The sequence below is a fragment of the Mycobacterium sp. NPDC003449 genome (assembly GCF_053588415.1).
In genome coordinates, this window is the sequence record NZ_JBSFPX010000043.1 from 1 (window position 1) to 19930 (window position 19930).

The following is a 19930-nucleotide window of genomic DNA, read 5'->3' on the forward strand; positions in this document are numbered from 1 at the left end:
CGAGGCACGAAACGCACCGCCGAAGGACGCCTCGTCGAAGGCCAGGTCACCACGAACTGGAAACAAGCCCTCGCCCAACTCGCCCTGGCCTACCCCGAACGAATCAACCCCTACCTCTAACCCAACCAGCACAACTACTTACACAAACAACTTGACAGGCTCCCGGATCAACCGTGTCTGGCACGGCGACGAGGTTGAACCGCGCCCACGGCACCCGCACCAGTTCGTCGAAAAGTCCACCCCATTGCCCACCGGCGGGCGCGCCGAACGACGCGAGATGCGGAACGTTCTCGCATGCCCCGGAAAACCCGCCCACACAGCTTGGGCAGCGGCCGCAGCTGATGTGCCATGGGACGATAACCAGGTCACCAGGTCTCAGATCTCCCGGATCGTCACCCACCGATACGATCTCGGCTACCGCTTCGTGGCCAATCGCGAACGGCGGCTGAAATGAAGATTGACCCGCGACGATGCGGCGATCCAAATCGCAGGTCGACGATACGATCGGACGCACGGTTACGTCATGGTCAGCTTTCAACTGAGGCTCGGCGACGTCTTGCCACTGCAGTTTGCGGGCGCCGGTAACGACAAGGCTCTGCATCTTTAGGCTGCCGTCCGCATCAACACGGTCTGTACGACCACCGCGCACAACTCGCCGTTGGCGTCGCTGACCGTGACCTGAACCACCACACGCCGGGGCCCGACGGCCACAGCAGTGGCCGATGCCTCAGCGTCCCCGCGCAATGCCTGCACGAAGTGGGTAGTCGAGTCGACAGTCACTGGAATCGCGCCGTGCGGTCCGTTCGCACTCGCGAAGACCGCCGCGCAGACATCAGCCAAGCCCATGATGGCACCGCCGTGCAATCCGCCACCGACAGTCGACAGGGATTGATCCTCCGGCAATCGAGCAACGACAGCCTGTGCGGCGATCTGGTTGAACTCCACGCCCAGCGTTGCGACATATGGTGCCATCGACCGCACCTGCTCGGAAGTCAACTCCATATTTGGACGCCCCTGTGAATGAATCTATCTAGATGGCTCTCTCTAGAGATGCCACTCTACAGAGAGTCGTCGGTACCGTCTATCCCCATGGCGCGAAAGCTTCATGACACCGACGGCATACTTGATGCGGCCGCACGCTTGCTTGAATCCGGTGGAATCGGTGCTGTCACTATGGTCGGCGTGATCAGGGAAGCGGACGTTCCGAGTGGGTCGGTCTATCACCGGTTTCCCGACCGACCCGCGCTGCTCGCTGCGCTGTGGAATCGCACTATCGACCGGTATCACGGTCCGGCCTACCCGCTTTTCGAGAACGACCCTGTTGATGCCGCGGTGGCGCTAGCCGGGTTCACGGTCGAATGGTGTCAGGCCCACCCGGGTGATGCCGCTGTTCTAATGACCGGGTGCGCACAGTTCGATATCCAGGCCTGGCCGGTGGAGGCGCGTACCAATCGAGACGCCGAGAATGAACGCTGGGACAACGCGATTCGCGGACTTGTCCGACGGCTTAAGGCGTGTACCAATCTGTCTGGCATGGAGATCGCATTGGTTGTAGTCGACCTCCCATATGCCGCCGTACGAAGGTTCCTGAGCAGTGGTGTGGATATTCCCGGCACGCTGGCCAAGTCCGTAGCAGGAATCGTTCGCCAATCGCTGACATCGCACTGAACGTGAGTAGCCCCGGCCACGCCTTTCGGGCCAGTTCCAGCATTATGCGCATAGTTGACGATCGTCGCAAAAGCGTGATACATATTGCCTGGAAATCGCGAAGGAGAAAGTGGCCATGGGCTATCGCATCGACAAGCTGAACCCCCGACACACGGCCCTACTGGTTATCGACATGCAGCACGACTTCCTCGCGCCCGGCGCACCATTGGAAACGCGCGCCGGGCGAGAGATGATTCCCACTCTGAACGGGATGGTCCGATTCTCGCGAGACAAACAGATTCCGGTCATCTTCACGGCCCACGTCCACCACGAAGATGGCTCAGATATGGGCCTGTTTGCGGACCTGTACCCGCCGATCGCCGAGCGTGCCGCGCTCATCGATGGAACACCGGGCGCTGAAATCTACGCTGAGGTCGACGCGTTGCCCAGCGACCGGCTCCTTCGAAAGCATCGGTATAGCGCCTTCTACGCAACAGAATTGGACATGATCCTCCGTGGTCTCGGGGTGACAGACGTAGTGGTCACGGGCGTCACCACCGAGGACTGCGTGCACGCCACAGCGCGCGACGCCATGTTTCGGAACTTCCGGACGGCCGTTGTCGCTGACGCGACCGGCACCTACGACCATCCGGACCTCGGATTTGGCGCCATGTCTGCTGAACGGGTCCATCAGGCCACACTCGTTGTACTGGCTCAATCCACGGCCGCAGTTATCGACTCGGACGAGTACTACCGGCTGTTCGATTAAGCAGTGAACTGGCAGACTATCGCACTCGACAACGGCGCCACCCCGGCCTGCCAAACCCAGGTGGGGACATTGTGCGGCAGCTTCGGGCCGCGTTACCGTGTGTTCGCACTTGGGACTTCCCGCAACACCGGCGGCACCATCCGATCTTTCCAAGGTGCGGCTTGCTCGAGTTGCATTGCGAGCGAGAGGAGTAAGGCTTCGTCGCCCATCCCACCGACGAACTGCACGCCCAGCGGCAACCCTGCGGATGTCGACCCGAGCGGCAGACTGATTGCCGGCTGCCCGGCCATGTTGAACGGCACCATGAACTGCATGTCCGCGAGGAGCCGGTCGTGATAGCTGTCGAGACTGGATGACATGTCGTACCACCCGAGAGGCCGGCCGGTGACGGGCATGACCGGGGTGATCACCGCGTCGAACGACAGTTGGTCCACGATGAGCTGCCGGCCCACCTGCCGCAACTTTTCGGTGTCGAGGGCGTAGTCGACCGCGCTGAACTGACGGCCGAGCTCGATCATCTGCCACGTCACGGGCTCGACATCTGCAGACGTGACTTGACGCCCCATCGCCTGGCCGGCGCCCTCGAACATCATCGTTGCCGTCACAGCCGAAATACGAACGAAAAACTCCCTGATATCGGACCAGTCGTAGCGCAAATTGAAGTCCACGATCTCGTGGCCGAGGGTCGCGCACAGCGCCGCTGCTGCCTCGACGGCGGCGCGGACCTCCGAATCCACTGCCTCGCCGTCCGGACGTGTGAGCATGACGCCAATACGCAAGCGGTCCCGCGGGATTGCCGCGCTCTCGAGAAAAGATACACCGGGCATTGCCAGCGCATACGGCTCCCCGGGAAGTGCGCCACCGGCCACATCGAGGTAGGCCGCCGTATCGCGCACGGTCCGGGTGACGCAGTTGAACACTGCCGATCCGGACCAGAGATCGACAACTCCGGGACCCAACGTCGTGCGTCCGCGGGAGATCTTGAGACCGACGAGTCCGTTGATTGCGGCGGGAACGCGGATCGAACCGCCGAGATCGCTCGCGTCGCCGATCGGAACCATGTGCGTAGCAACCGCAACAGCCGAACCGCCGCTCGAACCGCCGGGCACGAGAGCCTCGTCCCAAGGATTCAATGTCGGACCGTGGAAAACGGGCTCGGTTGAGTAACACCAACCGTTTTCCGGGACGTTCGACTTTCCGACCGGAATGATGCCGGCGGCCTTGACACGCCGTGCGATCTCAGAATCAGACGAGGCGACGGGACCGGCATAGAACGAGCATGAATTGGTGGTCGGCATCCCCGCCCAGTCAAGAGCAAGATCTTTCGCGACAAATGGCACTCCCGCAAGGGCGCTGCTCGCGGGAGCGACATCGCGCGCCAGCTTCCGCGCGTCGTCGTACGCCTTATGCACCACGGCGTTGAAGTGCGGGTTCAGTTTCTCGATGCGCTCGATGGCCTCCTCCAGCACTTCAGCCGCCGACACCTCGCCGGCCGCGATCAACCCGGCGATTCCGACGCCGTCTTCCTGATCGATCATCTTCGTCATGGTGTTCTCACTTTCGATGCTGGACAACGGGACCGGAGTTCAATCAACGAGAATCCCGAGGGCGCGTGTGCGTTCCGCCTCTGCGTACTCACCGAGAAACGAGACGTCGCCGCTGAGCAGGAAGAACGTCGCCCCGAGTTCCCGCCAGCGCGGCAGGTCGTGCCCGGTCAGAGAGAAGGTCCCGCTGAGCTTACCTGCGCGCTTGACCTCGCCGAGGATTTCGGCCACCGCCGCGGTGTGCCTCTCCGAACCCATGGTGATACCCATGGACACCGCAAGGTCGCCCGGTCCGACGAAGACAATGTCGACACCGTCGACACTGGCGATGTCGTATGCGTTCTTCAGACCCAGTTCGGTCTCCACCTGAACGATCAGGGCAACCGACGAGTTCGCCTCGCCGATGGAGGTGCCAATGTCCTTTCCGAACGCGGTGCTCCGACCTGGACCCGCACCGCGCTGCCCGTCGGGCGGATAGCGCACCAGATCGACACACGCTCGAGCCTGCTCTGCGGTTTCGATGCGGGGAACAACCACGCCGAGTGCTCCCGAATCCAGCGCACGTCCGATCTCCGGTCCGATGCCCGGCACCCGCACGAGTGCTGCCGCACCGAATGCGTCGGCAGCCCTGATCATGTTCTCGATGAGGTCAGGGCTGAGCGCGGTGTGCTCGGAGTCGATGCATACCGGATCGAACCCACGCCGCGCAAGGATCTCGACTGCCGCCGGGCTGCCGATACCCACGAAGGTGCCAAGGCCGACATCGCCGGCCAGGAGCCTGCGTATCGAGTCGCTTCTGCTGATCATTGTGAAAATCCTTTCGAGCGTGCCATATTCGGCTTCGCCGACGTGGAGTCAGTCGACTTTGAGCTGAGTAGTTCTGATGAGGCCGAGAATGTGCGATCGCAGCTCGCCGAACCTCGGATTCTCCCTGGTTTCGAACTGGTTTCGTTCGGGACCGAACTCGGTTGACACGATTTCCTGGACAGACGCGGGATTCTTCGACAGTACGACAACTCGATCCGACATGTAGACCGCCTCGTCGATGTCGTGGGTGACCACCACGACCGTGACGCCCTGATCTCGTTTGAGCGCGAGGGTGAGATCCTCCAGTTCGAGGCGTGTTTGAGCATCTACGGATGCGAAAGGTTCGTCCATCACCAGCACTTCGGGGTCAGTGACGAGCGCGCGAGCGATAGCGACGCGTTGTTGCATACCACCGGACAGTTGCCATGGGTATTTCTTTTCCGCCCCGGCGAGGCCGACGTCATTCAGTACGCGGGTGATCTGTTGCCGCCTGAGCTGCCGCTGCACTCCTCGCGCCCGCAGAGGAAGCTCGATGTTTCTCGAGACTGTCATCCATGGGAACAGCGACCGGGTGTAGTCCTGAAAAACAATTGAAATGCGCCCGTCGGGTCCTCGGAGTTGTTCGCCATCAAGGGAGACGGAGCCCGCGGTCGGAGGCATGAGACCGGTGAGGCATCGCAGGAGTGTCGTCTTCCCGGCCCCGGACGGCCCCACGATGCAAAGCAATTCTCCGTCGAGGATATCGACGGAGATGTCCGCAAGCACGTCAACGCGCTTGGATCCGCCGCCGTAGGACTTGCTCACGTCGTCGACGCGTAGACGGTGAATAGTGTCTTGGATGGACGCAGTCATCCCCAGCTCCTATCGGTCGCGTGCAACACGACTCATTTCGATGTGCCAGGCCAGGATGCGAGCCCGGGTGGCTTTGAAAAGCGCGGCGATCAGAAACCCGATGACGGACAGCAGCACGATGCCTGACCACACACCCACAGCGTCGAAGGTCGCCTGCGCCTGCATTGTCAGGTAGCCAATGCCGTGTGTTGCCGCGATCATCTCGCTGGCCACCATCAGCACCACGGAAATCTGTAGACCCGTCTCGAGCCCGCCGAATATCGCGGGCCCAGCAGCCGGTCCGTAGATATGCGTAATAGCATGAACGCGGCTGATTTTCAGTCCACGCGCCACATCGGTGAGCATGGGGTCGACGTTGCGAACGCCGTCCAGGGAAGCAATCAAGATCGGGAACAGCGAGCCCACGACGATGATGGCGACCTTCGATGCGTCGCCCGTACCGATGATGAGCACCAGGGGTGGGATGAGCATGATCGGCGGGGTGGATCGGAAGAAGTGCACCAGCGGCATAAGGAGTTGCTGAAGCCAGGTCACGCGACCGAGGGCCAGGCCGAGCGTCACCCCCGTCGCGGCGGCTACAGAGAAGCCGACCACAAGGTTTCTGAGGCTGGGCACCACATCCGTTGCGAAGTGCGCGAACAACCATGTGTCCTGGAATCTCGTCCAGATCTTCCCGGGTGGCGGAAAGAACGGGTTCGGCGAGCTCGACGTGTAAATGATGTACAGGGAGCACAGCACGCAGGGAAGTACCAGACCGAGGACCGCTCGCGAAACCAGCTTCATGGCTGTGTCCCTCGTCCCCAGTTGTCGCGGGTGACGATGCGCTGCGTTACAGCCAGCACAATGGTGAGCAGCACACCCAGCGCGCCCGCGCAGAGCGTCCCAGCGAAGACGGTTGAACCTTGACCACTTTGCTGAGCGATCAGGATGAGACGGCCAAGGCCAGGAGATCCCGCCAGCAAGCCAACCCCCACTGACATCATCAGCGCCGTGGCCGATCCGATGCGCAGGCCGGAAAGCAGGTAGGGAAGGATACTTGGCACTACTACCGAAAACTGCGTCCTGGCAGCGCTTAAGCGAAGCGCGCGTGCGGTGTCGAGCGCAACCGGATCAACATCGCGCGCTCCAGCCTGCACCTGAATGAGGATCGGCCACAGTGCGGCGATCGACGCAAGGAGCACGCCGAGATCACGGGTGGGACCGAGAGCCAGAAGTGCCAGCGGCAAGACTACGACCGGCGGTATCGGCTTGAGCACCTGTACTAGAGGATCGAACGCGGCCGAGATGGACGGTTTGAGACCCATTGCGAGGCCGAGCGCTGCACCGACCACCAGGGCGACGACTGTTCCGAGAGCGGCCATCACGAGGGTTTCACCGACGGTCTGCCAAAAAGTTCGGTCAGCGGACAAACGTGCTGCGGTGTGGATTGCCTCCGACGCCGTCGCGAGTCCTGCGGTGTTGCGGAGCGGACCGACAGCCACGAAGTACTGCCAGACCAGAAGCCAAACCCCAATCCCACATATACCGAGCACTGCAGGCCGGAAATTGGGCAGCTGACCTCGGGACTTCGACTTGAGCATGAACACTGGCTCAACCTGCCTACGAGTTAGGGCGATAGTTGCTCAGGTCCGGTTCCTTGCAGAGAGCTTCCGGGATGAGTAGGTCCTCCACTTCGGTCTTCTCGGAGAGAAGGTCGTACTTGAGCATCAGGTTCTGGAAGTTCTCGAGGTCACCCGTGGGCGCGCACGAGTAGAAGTAGGCGATGTTCGCGTTCTCGAACGTGCTGAACGGAACGTCCTGCGCCTGCGCGATTGCCCGCCGCACGCCGTCGTGGTTGGCGTTGGCATTGACGTTCGACTCACGCATGGCACAGTTGAAACGCGAAACCGTACCCGGGTTTTCGGCGACGTACGACTCCGAAGCAACCATCGAGGAGTTCAGGCCCTGGCGCAGTGCCTCCACCCCGACCCATGAAATGACCTGCGCACCGGCCTCGACAGCGCGGCCGAGGAACGGATCAGTGGTGTAGATGGCGTCGACCTTGCCGGCAAGGAATGCATTCAGCCCATCCGCAAGGGGCATGTTCAGGAACTTGACGGTGTCCGAGTCGCCGCCGTTGTCGTCGATCACAGCACGAGTCGCCAACTCTGACTGACCCTTGACGTCGATCAGGCCGATGGTATGGCCGCCGAGATCGCCGGGGCGGTCCAATCCGCTGTCAGTTTTGGTTACCAGCGCCGCGGCTTCGGTCTCCCACCCCGGCTCGCCAGCTTTCATCTTGTCGTAATACCCGGGGGCGATGCCTGCGAACGGTGCAACCATCTTCAGCGGGGCTCCGTTCGCATGTGCGGCGAAGAGCGAGATCGTCGGTGCGAATGCGAAGTTGCTCGTACCGCCCTGCACAGATGCCATCGCCGCAGCAATGTCAGCGACGGGCTGGATATTCACATCAAGGCCGTACTTCTCGAAGGTGCCGTCGTTGATCCCCATGTAGAGAGCGCCCGATGTCGTCAGTGGTAGCGCCGCCACAGACACCGTCGTCGTGGAGCTGGCACTCGTGGGGTCATCGCAGGAGAAGCTCTCCGTCGCGGCCCTGTCCGGCGCCGGCGAGTTGCTGGCGCCGCACGCCGACAGCAGTGCCACGGCAGCACAAGCAACGCTTAAGCCGAGCGAACCAAGTGGCGACCTCATGGGTGATCCTCCATCACAGGTGCTGAGTGCCTGACAGTCCGTCGAAACACGGTCCGACAATGACACGATTTAGTGACGTTCGTCAACAGCGCAACATAAATATTGTGGGACACACATTGCGGTTTCGGTCCCGCGTATACGAGCAGCCGATGTACGGCCGCCGTCCCGACGCTGCGGTGTGTGGGTAAATGTCGTTGACCCACGGGCGCATTCGACCGAGAGCGGCCGCGAGCCGAAGGCGATCATCGTGGAACCTCAACGGTCGTCAATTCTTCGGTATGAGAGAGGTACCTTGGTTACATGACGGTTACGACTTCTCAACAGCCACCGCGTGCCGGTGAAGGTCGCGACACCCGACTGGCCCAGCTCATCGTCTCGTTGTTCGGCCTGTATGCGCGTGCCGAGGGCAACTGGCTATCGGTGGCCTCGCTCGTGGCGATGAGCGCCGACCTGGGCGGGGACGGTCAGGCGACGCGATCGTCGATCTCGCGGATGAAGCGGCGCGATATTCTGCTGGGCGAACGCCGCGGCGGTGCAGCGGGCTATTCGGCGTCGGCGTCGACCCTTGACGTGCTCGCCGAAGGTGACGTCAGGATCTTTGAACGGCGGCGCGCGACCGTGGAGGACGGCTGGGTCCTCGTCGTCTTCTCAGTGCCCGAGGCCGAACGCGACAAGCGCCACGCACTGAGGGCCAATCTGACACGTCTGGGCTTCGGCACTGCCGCGTCTGGGGTGTGGCTGGCGCCGGGCAACCTGGCGGCCGAGACCCGTCATGCCCTTCAACGTCGAGATCTGCATCATTACGTCGATATCTTCACCAGCGATTACCTCGCATTCGGTGACCTGCGCACCAAGGTGACCGAATGGTGGGACCTCGATGAACTGGCCGCGCTCTACGCAGACTTTCTGCAGCGCTTCCGGCCGGCGTTGCACTATTGCACTGAAGGCACGCTCACTCCGCATGAGGCGTTCTGCGTCTACGTGCCCATGATCACGCAGTGGCGGCAACTGCCGTACCGTGATCCGGGCCTGCCGTTGGCGGTTCTGCCCCCCGCCTGGAACGGCGAGGCCGCCGGGGAGTTGTTCGACGCGCTGCATCGGACCCTCGCGCCCCTGGCGCAACGTCACGCGATGCGGATGATCCACGGCACCGCGACCAAGCCCTCCCGCTGAGGCACCGAACCGCGGGTCAACGGAAGGCGTGGATGCCGGTGAGCTTGCGGCCGATGCTTAACGCGTGCATCTCCTCGGTTCCTTCATACGTCGCGACCGTTTCAAGGTTGTTCATGTGGCGCATTACCGAGTGGTCCAACGTGATTCCGGCCGCACCGAGCATCCCCCGCGAGGTACGAGCGATGTCCAGGGCGGCGCGCACGTTGGCCAGCTTGCCGTGACTGACGTGTTCGGGGGTGATGGTGCCTGCGTCCTTGAGTCTGCCGAGTTGCACCGCGGTCAGGGCAGCATTGGTCAGCGTGACCGACATGTCGGCAAGTTTGCGTTGAGTCAGCTGGAAGGCCGCCAACGGCTTCCCAAACTGCTGGCGGGTCAACGTGTATTCCAGCGCCTCGCTGAAGCATGCGCGGGCAGCCCCGACGGCTCCCCAGACGATCCCGTAGCGGGCTTCATTCAGACACGACAGCGGGCCCTTGAGTCCCGCGGCTTCCGGCAACAGCGCTGACGCGGGCAGGCGCACATCGTCGAGCGACAACTCGGCGGTGACCGAGGCCCGCAGTGAGAGTTTCCGTTTGATGTCCCAGGCGGAGAAACCCGGGGTGTCAGTGGGGACGACGAATCCGCGTATACCGTCGTCGGTTTGCGCCCACACCACGGCGACGTCGGCGATCGTTCCGTTGGTGATCCACATCTTGGTCCCGTTAAGCACCCAGTCTTGGCGGTCGCGACGGGCGCGGGTCCGCATGGACCCCGGATCGCTGCCCGCGTCGGCTTCAGTCAGCCCGAAGCACCCGATCGCGTCGCCGGAGGCCATACGCGGCAACCATTCTCGGCGGTGCTCTTCGGAACCCCAGTGGTGAATGGCGAACATCGCCAACGAACCCTGCACCGATACCAGGCTCCGCAGACCAGAATCGACGGCCTCGAGTTCGCGGCAGGCCAACCCGTAGGCGGTTGCGCTGGTGCCGGCACATCCGTATCCCTGCAGATGCATGCCGAGCAGACCGAGCTTACCCAGCCCCAGGGCGACGTCGCGCGGAATGCTGCCGTGCTCATACCAATCGGAGATGTGAGGCGCCAGTTCAGATTGGGCGTAATCACGGACTGCCGCCGCGATTTGGCATTCATCTTGGCCCAGCAGATCGTCGATCTGCAGAAAGTCAACCGCATTCATCAATGCCCCCTCCATTCCGGTTGGCGCCGGTCGTTGAACGCCGCGTGGAACTCGGCGTGATCCTCGGTGGTCATCAGCAGCGCTTGAGTCATAGCGTCGAGTTCCATTGCTGCGGACATGGGCATGTCCAGTTCGCGGGTCAGCAGTGATTTCGTTTGGGCCAGTGCCAATGTCGGCCCGGTGGCAATACGGCCGGCCAGGGTCTGCACGGCGTCGTCGATTGCGGCGTCGTCGACGACCATCGAGGCCAGACCGTAGCGGTCGGCGGTGTCGGCGTCGATCGTGTCACCCAGCATCAGCAATGAAGTCGCCCGGCCCAGGCCCACCACCCGCGGAAGCAGGTAGGCCGCGCCCATGTCGCCGCCGGAGAGACCGACCTTGGTGAACAGGAACGCGAACCGACCGGACCGCCCGACGACGCGGAAATCGGCGGCCAGGGCGATCACGGCGCCGGCGCCGGCGGCCATCCCGTGAACCTTGACGATGATCGGGATCAGGCACTGCCGCATCGCGGCGATGACCTCTCCGGTCATCTTGGTGAACCCCATCAGCTCGCCGGGCTTCATCTTGATCAGCTCGCCGATGATCTCGTTGACGTCGCCGCCACCGCAGAAGGCCCGCCCGCGGCCTTGGATGACCAGCACCTTGATATCGCCGTGGTGGGGAAGCTCGGCGAGCAGATCCCGCAAATCGGCATAGGATTCGAACGTCAGCGGGTTGAACTTGTCGGGGCGGCTCAGAGTCACCGTGGCCACAGGGCCCTCGACGCTGAAGTCGAAATGTTTCCAGTCGGTGGTCAGCGGCACCGACGCTCGAAAACGGGTCATGGACGAGTCCCTTCGTTCAACAGTTGGCGTGCAATGATGGTGCGCTGGACTTCCGAAGCGCCTTCGTAGATCCGGGGCGCCCGCACGTCGCGATATAGGTGTTCCAGCAGATGCCCACGCTGCAGGGCGACTGCGCCGTGCAGTTGCACTGCTTGATCGACGATCTCCTGTGCAGCTTCGGTGGCGAAAAGTTTGGCCATCGCCGCCGAGCGGGTGATCTCACCACGGGCGGCGCCGTCGTCGTAGGTGCGTGCCGCGCTGTAGACCAGGAGCCGGGCAGCCTGCAACCTGGTCGCCAGGTCTGCCAGCTTGTGCGCAACGGCCTGTTGGTCGGCCAGCGGGCCACCGTAGACGTTTCTGGCCTTGACGTGACCCAAGGTAGCGTCGAGAGCTGCCTGCGCCATCCCCACGGCGAACGCACCGACACTGGGACGGAAGAGATCCAGCGTGCGCATCGCCACTTTGAACCCGGCGTCGACCGTGCCCAGAACGTCGCCAGGACCGACGTGCACCCCGTCAAAGTGCAGACGGCCGATGGCGTGTGGAGCGAGCAGTTCCATCGGGTGTCCCGAAAGCCCCCTGGCGGCGCCCGCGACGGCGAAGGCGGTAACGCCCCGGGCCCCCGCACCGGGGGTGGTGCGCGCGAACACGGTGTAGACGTCGGCGTCGGGCGCATTGGAGATCCACAGTTTCTCCCCCGACAGTCGCCAACCGTCGTGGTCGGGTTCGGCCCGCAGAGCCAGGGCGGCGGCGTCGGAACCCGCGTCCGGCTCAGTCAGCGCAAACGCCGCGACCGTCGTGCCGGCGACGACTCCGGGTATCCATCGCTCGACCGTCTGCGGTGCTCCTGATTGCAGAATGGGATAGCTGCCCAAACCCTGCAACGCCAATGCTGTTTCGGCCTCGGTGGATACCGCGGCCAGACTCTCCCGCAGCAGGCACAGCCGCATCGCCGCGGCATCGGTGGGCGGCTGATCGGGGTTTCCGCCGAAGAGGTCGCGTAGCAGACCCAACCGCCCCATCTCCTCGAGGAGGTCGCGGTTTACCCGTCCAGGCTCACCGGCCTCGACCAGCGAAAGTAGTCGTTGGGCGGCGTACCGGCGAACCTGCTCGGTGTAGGCGCGATCCGCGGCGCTCAGGGTGGTCATGAATCGTTCTCCGCAGTCGGCTGCCACCGGCGGTGCGATGTACCGGATTGCCCGCCGCGGATCAGCTGCAGGCGCGGCTTGGGACCGTCGCTGCGTCCGATCTGTGGTTTGCGCCGGCCCGCTCGCCACGGTTTGGGCCACTGCGCTCCCGGTCCCGCGTATTCCTGCTCGACCGCGGCGTGCAACGTCCAGCTCGGGTCGTAAAGGTGGACCCGACCGAGTGCGCACAAGTCCGCGCGACCGGCCAACAGCAGGGAATTGACGTCGTCGTGCGAGGAGATGACACCCACCGCGATGGTCGGGATGTCGACCTGATTGCGGATCTTATCGGCAAACGGTGTCTGGTAGGAGCGCCCGAACGCCGGCGTCTCATCGGGGGCCACCTGTCCCGAGGACACGTCGATCGCGGCCGCCCCCGCGTTCTTGAACGCCCGTGCGATGCGGACAGCGTCGTCCCCGCTGATACCGCCCTCCACCCAATCGGTGGCCGAGATGCGGACGGTCATCGGTTTGTGTGCCGGCCACACCGCGCGCATGGCGGTGAACACCTCCAGGGGGTAGCGGAGCCGGCCGTCGAGGTCCCCACCGTAGCGATCGGTACGGTGGTTGGTCACCGGCGAGATGAACGACGAGAGCAGATAACCGTGCGCACAATGTAATTCGATCAGGTCGAACTCGGCCCGATCCGCGCGTCGAGCAGCGTCGACGAACTCGTCGGTGATGCGTTCCAGATCGGCCTCGCCTAGCTCGCGGGGGATTTGGTTGACACCGGCGCGGTACGGAAGCGGCGACGGTGCGACAACCTCCCAGTTGCCCTTTTCGAGAGGTTGGTCGATCCCGTCCCACATCAGCCGCGTGGAGCCCTTGCGGCCGGAATGTCCGATCTGGATGCCGATTTTGGCCGGGGTCTGGTCATGGACGAAACGCGTCAACCGACGCCACTCCGAGCCTTGAGTGTCCGACCAGATGCCGGTGCACCCCGGGGTGATGCGCCCGGACTCGCTGACGCAGACCATTTCGGTCATGATCAGCCCGGCCCCGCCGAGAGCCTTGCCGCCGAGGTGGACGAGATGAAAGTCATTGGGCAGTCCGTCGACGGCGCGATACATGTCCATCGGGGACACCACAACGCGGTTAACCAGGTTGAGTCCACCCAGGGTGAAGGGTTGGAACATCGGGGGCGTATCGGCGTTGTGGTCGGGACTCTGCGCCGTGAACCACGCTGTGGTGCGTTCGACGAACTGGGGGTCACGCAACTGCAGGTTCTCGTAAGTGACGCGGCGACTTCGAGTTATGACGTTGAACGCGAACTGGACGGGGTGCTGGTCGACGTACTGGTCGAGGTTCTCGAACCACTCGAGGCTGGCCCGAGCGGCGCGTTGGGTCGACAGCACCACGGCTTTGCGTTCGGTCTCGTACTCCGCGAGCGCGTTGTCGACGGACTCGTTCTCCTGCAGGCAGGCAGCCAGCGACAGCGCGTCCTCCATGGCCAGCTTGGTACCCGATCCGATGGAGAAATGCGCGGTGTGGGCGGCGTCTCCCAGCAGAACGACGTTGTTGTGATGCCACCGTGCGTTGCTGACGGTGGTGAAGTTGATCCACTTCGAGTTGTTGGCCATCACCTCGTGGCCGTCCAGAACATCGGCGAACAACTCACGTACCCGCTGAATGGATTTCTCGTCGGATTCCCCCGGCTTGAGACCGTGTGCGGCGAACGCATCGAACCCCGCGGTGCGCCAAACGCGTTCGGTCATCTCGATGATGAAGGTGCTGCCGCTGTCGTCGTAAGGGTAGCCGTGGATCTGCATCACCCCGTACGGAGTCTCCGCGATGTAGAACTTGAACGCATCGAACACCCTGTCGGTGCCCAACCACATGTACTTGCAGGACTCGGTGCGCAGGGTGGGCTGAAAGGATTCTGCAAACGTGGAGCGCACGGCGGAGTTCACACCGTCGGCTGCGACGACGAGATCGTGAGTATCGGCCAGGCCCGCGATGTCGGGCGCCGGGGTCCGGAAGTACACCGGCACCCCGAGGGCACGGCAGCGCTGCTGGAGGATGTGCAAGAGTCGCTTGCGGCTCATCGCTGCGAAGGCGTGTCCGCCGCTGGTAATGGTCTCCCCTCGGAAATGCACGTCAATGTCATCCCATTGGGCGAACTCGCGCGCCATGCTGCGGTAGATCTCATCGTCGGCGTGCGCGATCCCGCCCAGTGTTTCGTCGGAGAACACCACTCCGAAACCGAAGGTGTCATCGGCGGCGTTGCGTTCCCAGACGGTGATGTCGTGATGCGGCCCGAGCTGTTTGGTCAGTGCCGCGAAGTACAGCCCGCCGGGCCCGCCACCGATCACAGCGATGCGCATGTCTGTCTCCTGTTCGGGGCTGGGCCCCTGTTGTGTGGTGCTGAAGTTGTGTTTCCGCCGTCGGCGCGTGCGTGCTCGGGTGCGGCACGTCTCGCGCTCAGATACCGGCTGATGAGTTCGGGGTGAGATCTTTGAGGCGGAAGCGTTGCAACTTTCCGGTCGGTGTCTTGGGTAGCGTGTCGACGAAGATCACACGCCGCGGGTATTTGTACGGCGCGATGGTTTGTTTGACGTAATCCTGTAATACGGTGACCATTTCGGCGTCGCCGATCGCGCCGTCGCGCAGGACGACGAATGCGGTGACCAGTTGGCCGCGGTCGGAGTCGGCGGTCCCGGTAACACCGCACTCGACGACGTCGGGATGTTGAACGAGCGCTTCTTCCACTTCGGGACCGGCAATGTTGTATCCCGATGAGACGATCATGTCGTCGTTGCGAGCCTGGTACCAGAAATACCCGTCAGTGTCCTGCACGAAGGTGTCGCCGGTGATGTTCCATCCATCGTGGACGTAGTCGCGTTGCCGGTCATCGGCCAGATAGCGGCACCCGGTGGGGCCTTTGACGGCCAACCGGCCGGGCGTTCCCGGGGGCACGGCGCGACCTTGGCCGTCAAGTATGGTGGCTACGTAGCCGGGGACGACATGGCCGGTGGAACCTGGTTGGATGTCACCGTCGGCGGCAGAGATGAAGATGTGCAGCATCTCGGTGGCACCGATACCGTCGATGAGCCGAACGCCGGTCGCCTCGAACACAGCTTGCCAGGTGCTGGCGGGAAGGTGCTCGCCGGCAGAGACAGCCCGCCGGAGCGTACCGAGCTTCTGCGCGTTTCCCGAAGACACCATTGCCCGGTAAGCCGTGGGCGCGGTGAAACACACCGTCACACCGTGTTCGGCGATAAAGTCAGCGAGTTGGTCCGGTGTCGCTTTCTCCAGCAGCAGCGTCGCGGCCCCGACACGGAGTGGGAACACCACCAGGCCGCCGAGACCGAAGGTGAACGCGATCGGCGGTGTGCCAGTGAAGACATCGGTGGCTGCGGGTTTGAGGATGTGGGCGGAGAAGGTGTCGGCGATCGCCAACAGGTCGCGGTGGAAGTGCATGGTGGCTTTGGCTCGCCCGGTCGTTCCCGACGTGAACGCCAGCAGCGCTACGTCATCGGCCGCCGTGTTCACGGGGACGAACAGCTCGGACTTGGTTTTCGCTGCAGCATGAAGGGCGGTGTCGGCGCCGAAAGGCACCACACGCTGGTCGGGTATTGCCGCTGTGACGAGCTCGTCGGTGAACCGTTTGTCGCACAGGGATAGGTCGATCTTGGCTACTTCGGCAATCTTGGTCAACTCGCCCGCGCGCAACATCGGCATCGTCGATACCGCGACTGCACCGGCCTTCATCACCGCGAACCAGCAGGCCACCATCCACGGGTTGTTGGGTCCGCGCAGCAGGATCCGGTTTCCCGGGACGATGCCGTAGTCCTCGACGAGGACTGCGGCGATCTGACCGGACATCGTGGAGAGTTCGCCGTAGCTCCACTGCTGCCCGCCCGGAGCAAGCAGGCAGACACGCTCGGAGCCGAGCCGCTGACTGACCTCGTCGAGTAACGCCACCGCGCAGTTGAGCCGATCGGGATAGCGCAGACCGGCCTCGTCCAGCCGCAGCTCGGGCCAGAGGTGGCGTGCCGGCAGCTGATCTCGGCAGAAGGTGTCGACGTGGGCCGAGGATGGATGTGGCATCGTGCCCTCTCGCGAAAGGAGGGTGCCGGGCGGCGACCCTTGGCTACGGTGGTGTGGGTCCTGCGGCATGCGCGTCGGCGCGGAACACGCGTGCCGTGGGCAGTACCGCTCAGGGAGGTAAGACGGCCATGCCCTGAACTTCCACGACGGCTTCCGCGTCCCATAGCCGGGCCACCCCGATGCCGGCCAACGCCGGATAGTGCTGGCCGATCAGGCGTTTCCACACCGCGCCGATGGCTCGGGAGTGCGAACGGTAGTTCTCGATGTCGACGATGTAGATGGTCATGCTGGCGAGGTCGGCGGGCTCACCGCCGGCGGCTCTCAACGCCACCAGCAGGTTGCTAAGTGCCTTGTCGAACTGTTCGACCACCGTGGTACCGACGATGCGCCCGGACGGATCTAACGCGGTCTGCCCGGCCAGGAACACGACCCGACCAATGCCCACGGCAGCGTGCGAGAAGCCCTGCGGGGCACCGAGTTCTGTGGGGTTGACCAGATCTAGACTCATCACGACTCCTCGAAACGACAGAATTCACGGTTCACGATTGGACTGCGCCTCCGTCCACGGTGAGGCCCTGGCCGTTGATCGCCGCGTTGGCAACGCACAACCAGGTGGCTTCGGCCACTTCCTCAACGGTCACCAGACGACGGTTCGGCTGTTTCGCCGCCAGTACCGCTCGGGCGTTCTCGGGGGTGCGCCCGGTCGTACGCGCGATGTCAGCCACGGTCTGATCGGTCATCGGGGTGTCGACATAGCCCGGGCACACCGCGTTGACGGTCACCCCCTTGGCCGCCAATTCCGCTGCAGCCGAGCGCACAACACCCAGCACTCCGTGCTTGCTGGCCGTGTACGCACTGATGTAGGGCTCACCGTGCTTGGCGGCTACCGAGGCGATCACCACGACGCGTCCGTGCCCTCGCGACACCATCGCCGGCACCGCGCGCCGGATGCAGCGAAACGGCGCTGTGAGGTTGACCTCGAGCATCGCCTGCCACTGCTCGTCGGTGGTCTTTGCCAGCGGGGCAGCCGCCGACACCCCAGCCGCGGCGACCACCACCTCTGCGGGCGTCTCCCATGCCGCTTCCACTGCAGAGAACAGGGCATCGATGGCCGCGGTGTCGGTTACATCGGCTGGCACCACCAATGTTTCATTCCGACACAGGCGCGCGGTCTCCTCCAGTTCGACGCGTGTGCGCGAGGCCAGTGCGACGCGGTAACCCTCGGCGCTGAGCCGTACCGCAACCGCGCGGCCGATGCCCCGGCCAGCGCCCGTGACCACCGCCACGGGACATGAACTAGTCACCTCGTCACAATGCCACGCCTATATTACGATCGTCAATATGGCGACATATGTTTGTGGTGACTCTGCCTTGCCGAGACGTATCTCATTGACGGGAAGGGCGTGCTCATGGGCGCCGAGCCCACCTACGAGACCTTCACCGTCGAGCGCGACCAAGGGGTGTGGGTGGTGACGATCAATCGACCCGAGCGCCGCAACGCCATCAATCTCACTGTTCAGAACGAACTGTGCGCTGCGCTCGACGCGATCGCCGGCGACTGGAGCGCCCACGCACTTATCGTCACCGGTGCCCGGCGACAAGGCGTTCGGGGCGGGTGCTGACGTCCATCGCTTACGCGACTACGACCGGCGCACGGCGTTGCACTCGGCTATGCAGCGGCTGTTCGAACGGGTTGAGGCACTGCCGCTTCCGATGTTCGCCGTCATCAACGGGTATGCCTTTGGTGGTGGCTGTGAGTTGGCTATGGCCTGCGACATTCCTGTGGCTGCCGAGTCGGCCCGTCTCGGGTTGCCAGAGACCAACCTTGGTATTCTCCCGGGCGCCGGTGGTACGCAACGGCTCTCACGGCTGGTCGGGATCGGACACGCCCTCGATATGGTGATCACTGGCCGCGTCGTATCCGCAGCGGAAGCGCTGGCGATGGGTCTGGTTTCACGGGTGGTCCCCGACGACGACCTTCAGATTACCAGCTCGCCGCCTCGCCGCCTCGGTGACCGCTCGTGGGCCGCAGGCGACGCGGCTGGCCAAGTTGGTGGTGCGCACTGGTGCCGACACCGACCAACGCAGCGGTCTGGTCGTCGAACGGCTGGCACAGGCACTTCTTTACGACAGCGACGACAAGCGTGAAGGTGTCGAAGCTTTCCTAGCCAAACGCTCCTCCGAGTTCACCGGCAGATAGGACATTGTCACAATGCATCTCAACCGTCTACTCGTCGTCGGCACTGGTGCGATGGGCTCGCAAATTGCGTTGGTCAGCGCGCGAGCCGGCCTGCGGGTGAGCTGTCACGATATCGACGCCACCCGATTCGACGACGCGCTGAGCGCGCTTCGCAATCGAAGTGCCCGTGACATCGCCAAGGGCAACCGTGGTGCTGCCGAGGAGGACGCCGCGTTCGCCCGGCTCGAGTTCGGCACCGACCTCCCAGCGCTGGCCTCTGGTGCGGACTTCGTTATCGAAGCTGCACTCGAAGACGTTGATGTCAAACGAGATCTGTTAGCCGCGCTTGACCGCCACACGCCTCCCCACGCCATCTTGGCCACCAACTCGTCGGGATTCATGCCGTCACAGCTCGCCGACGCCACCCGCAGGCCCGGACAGGTGTGCAACCTCCACTTCTTTAACCCCGCCCTGAGGATGCAATGTGTCGAAATCGTCGCGGGCCCAACCACCACTGCGGCAACCATCGCTACGGCCAGCGCACTGGTTCAACGGCTCGGAAAGACTCCCGTCGTCCTCGACAAGGAGATTCCTGGCTTTATTGCCAACAGGATCCTGAACGCCGTGCGCGACGAGGCAATATTCCTCTACGAGAACGGTGTCGCATCGATTGATGCCATCGATACTGCTTGCCGGACCGCGCTGGGCTACCCGATGGGGCCCTTCGAACTCATGGACCTCACCGGGATCGATATCGGTTATGACGTCAAGCAGGCCAGATTTTCGACCTCCCGGGACCCAAAAGACGCGCCGTCCCGAACCGTGATCGAATTGGTCGAGCAAGGCAATCTTGGCCGCAAGACTGGCCGCGGCTTCTACACCTACGACAACACCGGCAAGAAGGTCGCTACGGCGCTTGAGATGGTTAAACCGCAGCCTTTACTCGAAGATTGATGCTGCACAAGAACTCTGAACGGCGCGATGGTACTGCACGGCTGCGGAACGTCGGCCTCTCGCTGACACCCCGGGC

21 protein-coding genes and 1 pseudogene are annotated in these 19930 nt (G+C 63.4%); 7 read left to right on the top strand and 15 right to left on the bottom strand.

Features of this window, described 5'->3' with window-relative positions; all coding sequences use genetic code 11:
• Positions 1–103: 103 nt before the first annotated feature.
• Positions 104–601, bottom strand: a complete 498-nt coding sequence (locus ACWDTP_RS13815; RefSeq protein WP_450020514.1) for an alcohol dehydrogenase catalytic domain-containing protein — start codon at positions 599–601, stop codon at positions 104–106.
• A gap of 2 nt (positions 602–603) precedes the next feature.
• Positions 604–1002, bottom strand: a complete 399-nt coding sequence (locus ACWDTP_RS13820) for a PaaI family thioesterase (RefSeq protein WP_450020516.1) — start codon at positions 1000–1002, stop codon at positions 604–606.
• An 87-nt stretch (positions 1003–1089) separates the two neighbouring features.
• Between ACWDTP_RS13820 and ACWDTP_RS13825 the strand changes: the two genes are divergently transcribed.
• Positions 1090–1668 carry a TetR/AcrR family transcriptional regulator gene (locus tag ACWDTP_RS13825; protein WP_450020518.1) on the top strand — a complete coding sequence of 193 codons (579 nt, stop codon included), beginning with the start codon at positions 1090–1092 and terminating at the stop codon, positions 1666–1668.
• Positions 1669–1783: 115 nt separating this feature from the next.
• Positions 1784–2416, top strand: coding sequence for a cysteine hydrolase family protein (locus ACWDTP_RS13830; RefSeq protein ID WP_450020520.1), 633 nt, complete (start codon positions 1784–1786; stop codon positions 2414–2416).
• A 92-nt stretch (positions 2417–2508) separates the two neighbouring features.
• On the opposite strand, the gene ACWDTP_RS13835 is transcribed toward ACWDTP_RS13830, so the two are convergent.
• Genes ACWDTP_RS13835 through ACWDTP_RS13860 form a run of 6 tightly spaced genes read right to left on the bottom strand, consistent with a single transcriptional unit; the run spans position 2509 to position 8310 of the window.
• Positions 2509–3963, bottom strand: a complete 1455-nt coding sequence (locus ACWDTP_RS13835) for an amidase (RefSeq protein WP_450020522.1) — start codon at positions 3961–3963, stop codon at positions 2509–2511.
• A 39-nt stretch (positions 3964–4002) separates the two neighbouring features.
• On the bottom strand, positions 4003–4767 hold the full coding sequence (locus ACWDTP_RS13840) for an HpcH/HpaI aldolase family protein (RefSeq protein ID WP_450020524.1): 765 nt from the start codon (positions 4765–4767) through the stop codon (positions 4003–4005).
• 48 nt (positions 4768–4815) lie between these two features.
• On the bottom strand, positions 4816–5619 hold the full coding sequence (locus tag ACWDTP_RS13845) for an ABC transporter ATP-binding protein (protein WP_450020526.1): 804 nt from the start codon (positions 5617–5619) through the stop codon (positions 4816–4818).
• 9 nt (positions 5620–5628) lie between these two features.
• The gene (locus ACWDTP_RS13850) at positions 5629–6402 is read right to left on the bottom strand and encodes an ABC transporter permease (RefSeq protein WP_450020528.1); all 774 of its coding nucleotides are present in this window, start codon (positions 6400–6402) and stop codon (positions 5629–5631) included.
• Positions 6399–7199: an ABC transporter permease gene (locus ACWDTP_RS13855; RefSeq protein ID WP_450020580.1), complete on the bottom strand. Its 801-nt coding sequence runs from the start codon at positions 7197–7199 to the stop codon at positions 6399–6401. The genes ACWDTP_RS13850 and ACWDTP_RS13855 overlap by 4 nt, the downstream gene beginning before the upstream one ends.
• Before the next feature lie 19 nt (positions 7200–7218).
• Complete coding sequence (locus ACWDTP_RS13860) at positions 7219–8310, bottom strand: ABC transporter substrate-binding protein (protein ID WP_450020530.1); 1092 nt, start codon at positions 8308–8310, stop codon at positions 7219–7221.
• Positions 8311–8610: 300 nt separating this feature from the next.
• Here ACWDTP_RS13860 and ACWDTP_RS13865 point away from each other — a divergent pair, with 300 nt between their 5' ends.
• Positions 8611–9483, top strand: coding sequence for a PaaX family transcriptional regulator (locus ACWDTP_RS13865; RefSeq protein WP_450020532.1), 873 nt, complete (start codon positions 8611–8613; stop codon positions 9481–9483).
• Between the two features lie 16 nt (positions 9484–9499).
• On the opposite strand, the gene ACWDTP_RS13870 is transcribed toward ACWDTP_RS13865, so the two are convergent.
• From ACWDTP_RS13870 to ACWDTP_RS13900, 7 genes are all read right to left on the bottom strand, one after another.
• Complete coding sequence (locus ACWDTP_RS13870; protein ID WP_450020534.1) at positions 9500–10657, bottom strand: acyl-CoA dehydrogenase family protein; 1158 nt, start codon at positions 10655–10657, stop codon at positions 9500–9502.
• Positions 10657–11484, bottom strand: a complete 828-nt coding sequence (locus tag ACWDTP_RS13875; RefSeq protein ID WP_450020536.1) for an enoyl-CoA hydratase family protein — start codon at positions 11482–11484, stop codon at positions 10657–10659. Before ACWDTP_RS13875 ends, ACWDTP_RS13870 begins: the two co-directional genes overlap by 1 nt.
• Positions 11481–12632: an acyl-CoA dehydrogenase family protein gene (locus ACWDTP_RS13880; RefSeq protein WP_450020537.1), complete on the bottom strand. Its 1152-nt coding sequence runs from the start codon at positions 12630–12632 to the stop codon at positions 11481–11483. Before ACWDTP_RS13880 ends, ACWDTP_RS13875 begins: the two co-directional genes overlap by 4 nt.
• On the bottom strand, positions 12629–14995 hold the full coding sequence (locus ACWDTP_RS13885; RefSeq protein ID WP_450020539.1) for a bifunctional salicylyl-CoA 5-hydroxylase/oxidoreductase: 2367 nt from the start codon (positions 14993–14995) through the stop codon (positions 12629–12631). Before ACWDTP_RS13885 ends, ACWDTP_RS13880 begins: the two co-directional genes overlap by 4 nt.
• A 97-nt stretch (positions 14996–15092) precedes the next feature.
• Positions 15093–16721 carry an AMP-binding protein gene (locus ACWDTP_RS13890; RefSeq protein ID WP_450020541.1) on the bottom strand — a complete coding sequence of 543 codons (1629 nt, stop codon included), beginning with the start codon at positions 16719–16721 and terminating at the stop codon, positions 15093–15095.
• A 109-nt stretch (positions 16722–16830) separates the two neighbouring features.
• Complete coding sequence (locus tag ACWDTP_RS13895; protein ID WP_450020544.1) at positions 16831–17229, bottom strand: RidA family protein; 399 nt, start codon at positions 17227–17229, stop codon at positions 16831–16833.
• A gap of 31 nt (positions 17230–17260) precedes the next feature.
• A complete protein-coding gene (locus ACWDTP_RS13900) occupies positions 17261–18007 on the bottom strand; it encodes an SDR family NAD(P)-dependent oxidoreductase (protein ID WP_450020546.1) in 747 nt (248 codons plus the stop codon).
• Between the two features lie 123 nt (positions 18008–18130).
• Between ACWDTP_RS13900 and ACWDTP_RS13905 the strand changes: the two genes are divergently transcribed.
• The 4 genes and pseudogenes from ACWDTP_RS13905 (at position 18131) to ACWDTP_RS13920 (ending at position 19854) form a co-directional block, all read left to right on the top strand.
• The gene (locus tag ACWDTP_RS13905; RefSeq protein WP_450020548.1) at positions 18131–18343 is read left to right on the top strand and encodes an enoyl-CoA hydratase-related protein; all 213 of its coding nucleotides are present in this window, start codon (positions 18131–18133) and stop codon (positions 18341–18343) included.
• Positions 18309–18644, top strand: a pseudogene (locus ACWDTP_RS13910) (enoyl-CoA hydratase-related protein); the annotation flags it as partial. The gene ACWDTP_RS13905 and the pseudogene ACWDTP_RS13910, both read left to right, overlap by 35 nt.
• Before the next feature lie 88 nt (positions 18645–18732).
• Positions 18733–18921, top strand: a complete 189-nt coding sequence (locus tag ACWDTP_RS13915) for a hypothetical protein (protein ID WP_450020584.1) — start codon at positions 18733–18735, stop codon at positions 18919–18921.
• A gap of 12 nt (positions 18922–18933) precedes the next feature.
• Positions 18934–19854, top strand: a complete 921-nt coding sequence (locus tag ACWDTP_RS13920) for a 3-hydroxyacyl-CoA dehydrogenase family protein (RefSeq protein ID WP_450020550.1) — start codon at positions 18934–18936, stop codon at positions 19852–19854.
• The last annotated feature ends 76 nt before the right edge of the window (positions 19855–19930 follow it).

Excerpts from the sequence above, each read along its gene's own strand:
- ACWDTP_RS13865 (WP_450020532.1), top strand. The coding sequence starts at position 8,611 with ATGACGGTTACGACTTCTCAACAGCCACCGCGTGCCGGTGAAGGTCGC.
- ACWDTP_RS13855 (WP_450020580.1), bottom strand. The coding sequence starts at position 7,199 with ATGCTCAAGTCGAAGTCCCGAGGTCAGCTGCCCAATTTCCGGCCTGCA.
- ACWDTP_RS13825 (WP_450020518.1), top strand. The coding sequence starts at position 1,090 with ATGGCGCGAAAGCTTCATGACACCGACGGCATACTTGATGCGGCCGCA.
- ACWDTP_RS13830 (WP_450020520.1), top strand. The coding sequence starts at position 1,784 with ATGGGCTATCGCATCGACAAGCTGAACCCCCGACACACGGCCCTACTG.
- ACWDTP_RS13835 (WP_450020522.1), bottom strand. The coding sequence starts at position 3,963 with ATGACGAAGATGATCGATCAGGAAGACGGCGTCGGAATCGCCGGGTTG.
- ACWDTP_RS13895 (WP_450020544.1), bottom strand. The coding sequence starts at position 17,229 with ATGAGTCTAGATCTGGTCAACCCCACAGAACTCGGTGCCCCGCAGGGC.
- ACWDTP_RS13875 (WP_450020536.1), bottom strand. The coding sequence starts at position 11,484 with ATGACCCGTTTTCGAGCGTCGGTGCCGCTGACCACCGACTGGAAACAT.
- ACWDTP_RS13870 (WP_450020534.1), bottom strand. The coding sequence starts at position 10,657 with ATGAATGCGGTTGACTTTCTGCAGATCGACGATCTGCTGGGCCAAGAT.
- ACWDTP_RS13850 (WP_450020528.1), bottom strand. The coding sequence starts at position 6,402 with ATGAAGCTGGTTTCGCGAGCGGTCCTCGGTCTGGTACTTCCCTGCGTG.
- ACWDTP_RS13820 (WP_450020516.1), bottom strand. The coding sequence starts at position 1,002 with ATGGAGTTGACTTCCGAGCAGGTGCGGTCGATGGCACCATATGTCGCA.
- ACWDTP_RS13845 (WP_450020526.1), bottom strand. The coding sequence starts at position 5,619 with ATGACTGCGTCCATCCAAGACACTATTCACCGTCTACGCGTCGACGAC.
- ACWDTP_RS13890 (WP_450020541.1), bottom strand. The coding sequence starts at position 16,721 with ATGCCACATCCATCCTCGGCCCACGTCGACACCTTCTGCCGAGATCAG.
- ACWDTP_RS13905 (WP_450020548.1), top strand. The coding sequence starts at position 18,131 with ATGGGCGCCGAGCCCACCTACGAGACCTTCACCGTCGAGCGCGACCAA.
- ACWDTP_RS13815 (WP_450020514.1), bottom strand. The coding sequence starts at position 601 with ATGCAGAGCCTTGTCGTTACCGGCGCCCGCAAACTGCAGTGGCAAGAC.
- ACWDTP_RS13860 (WP_450020530.1), bottom strand. The coding sequence starts at position 8,310 with ATGAGGTCGCCACTTGGTTCGCTCGGCTTAAGCGTTGCTTGTGCTGCC.
- ACWDTP_RS13840 (WP_450020524.1), bottom strand. The coding sequence starts at position 4,767 with ATGATCAGCAGAAGCGACTCGATACGCAGGCTCCTGGCCGGCGATGTC.
- ACWDTP_RS13885 (WP_450020539.1), bottom strand. The coding sequence starts at position 14,995 with ATGCGCATCGCTGTGATCGGTGGCGGGCCCGGCGGGCTGTACTTCGCG.
- ACWDTP_RS13880 (WP_450020537.1), bottom strand. The coding sequence starts at position 12,632 with ATGACCACCCTGAGCGCCGCGGATCGCGCCTACACCGAGCAGGTTCGC.
- ACWDTP_RS13920 (WP_450020550.1), top strand. The coding sequence starts at position 18,934 with ATGCATCTCAACCGTCTACTCGTCGTCGGCACTGGTGCGATGGGCTCG.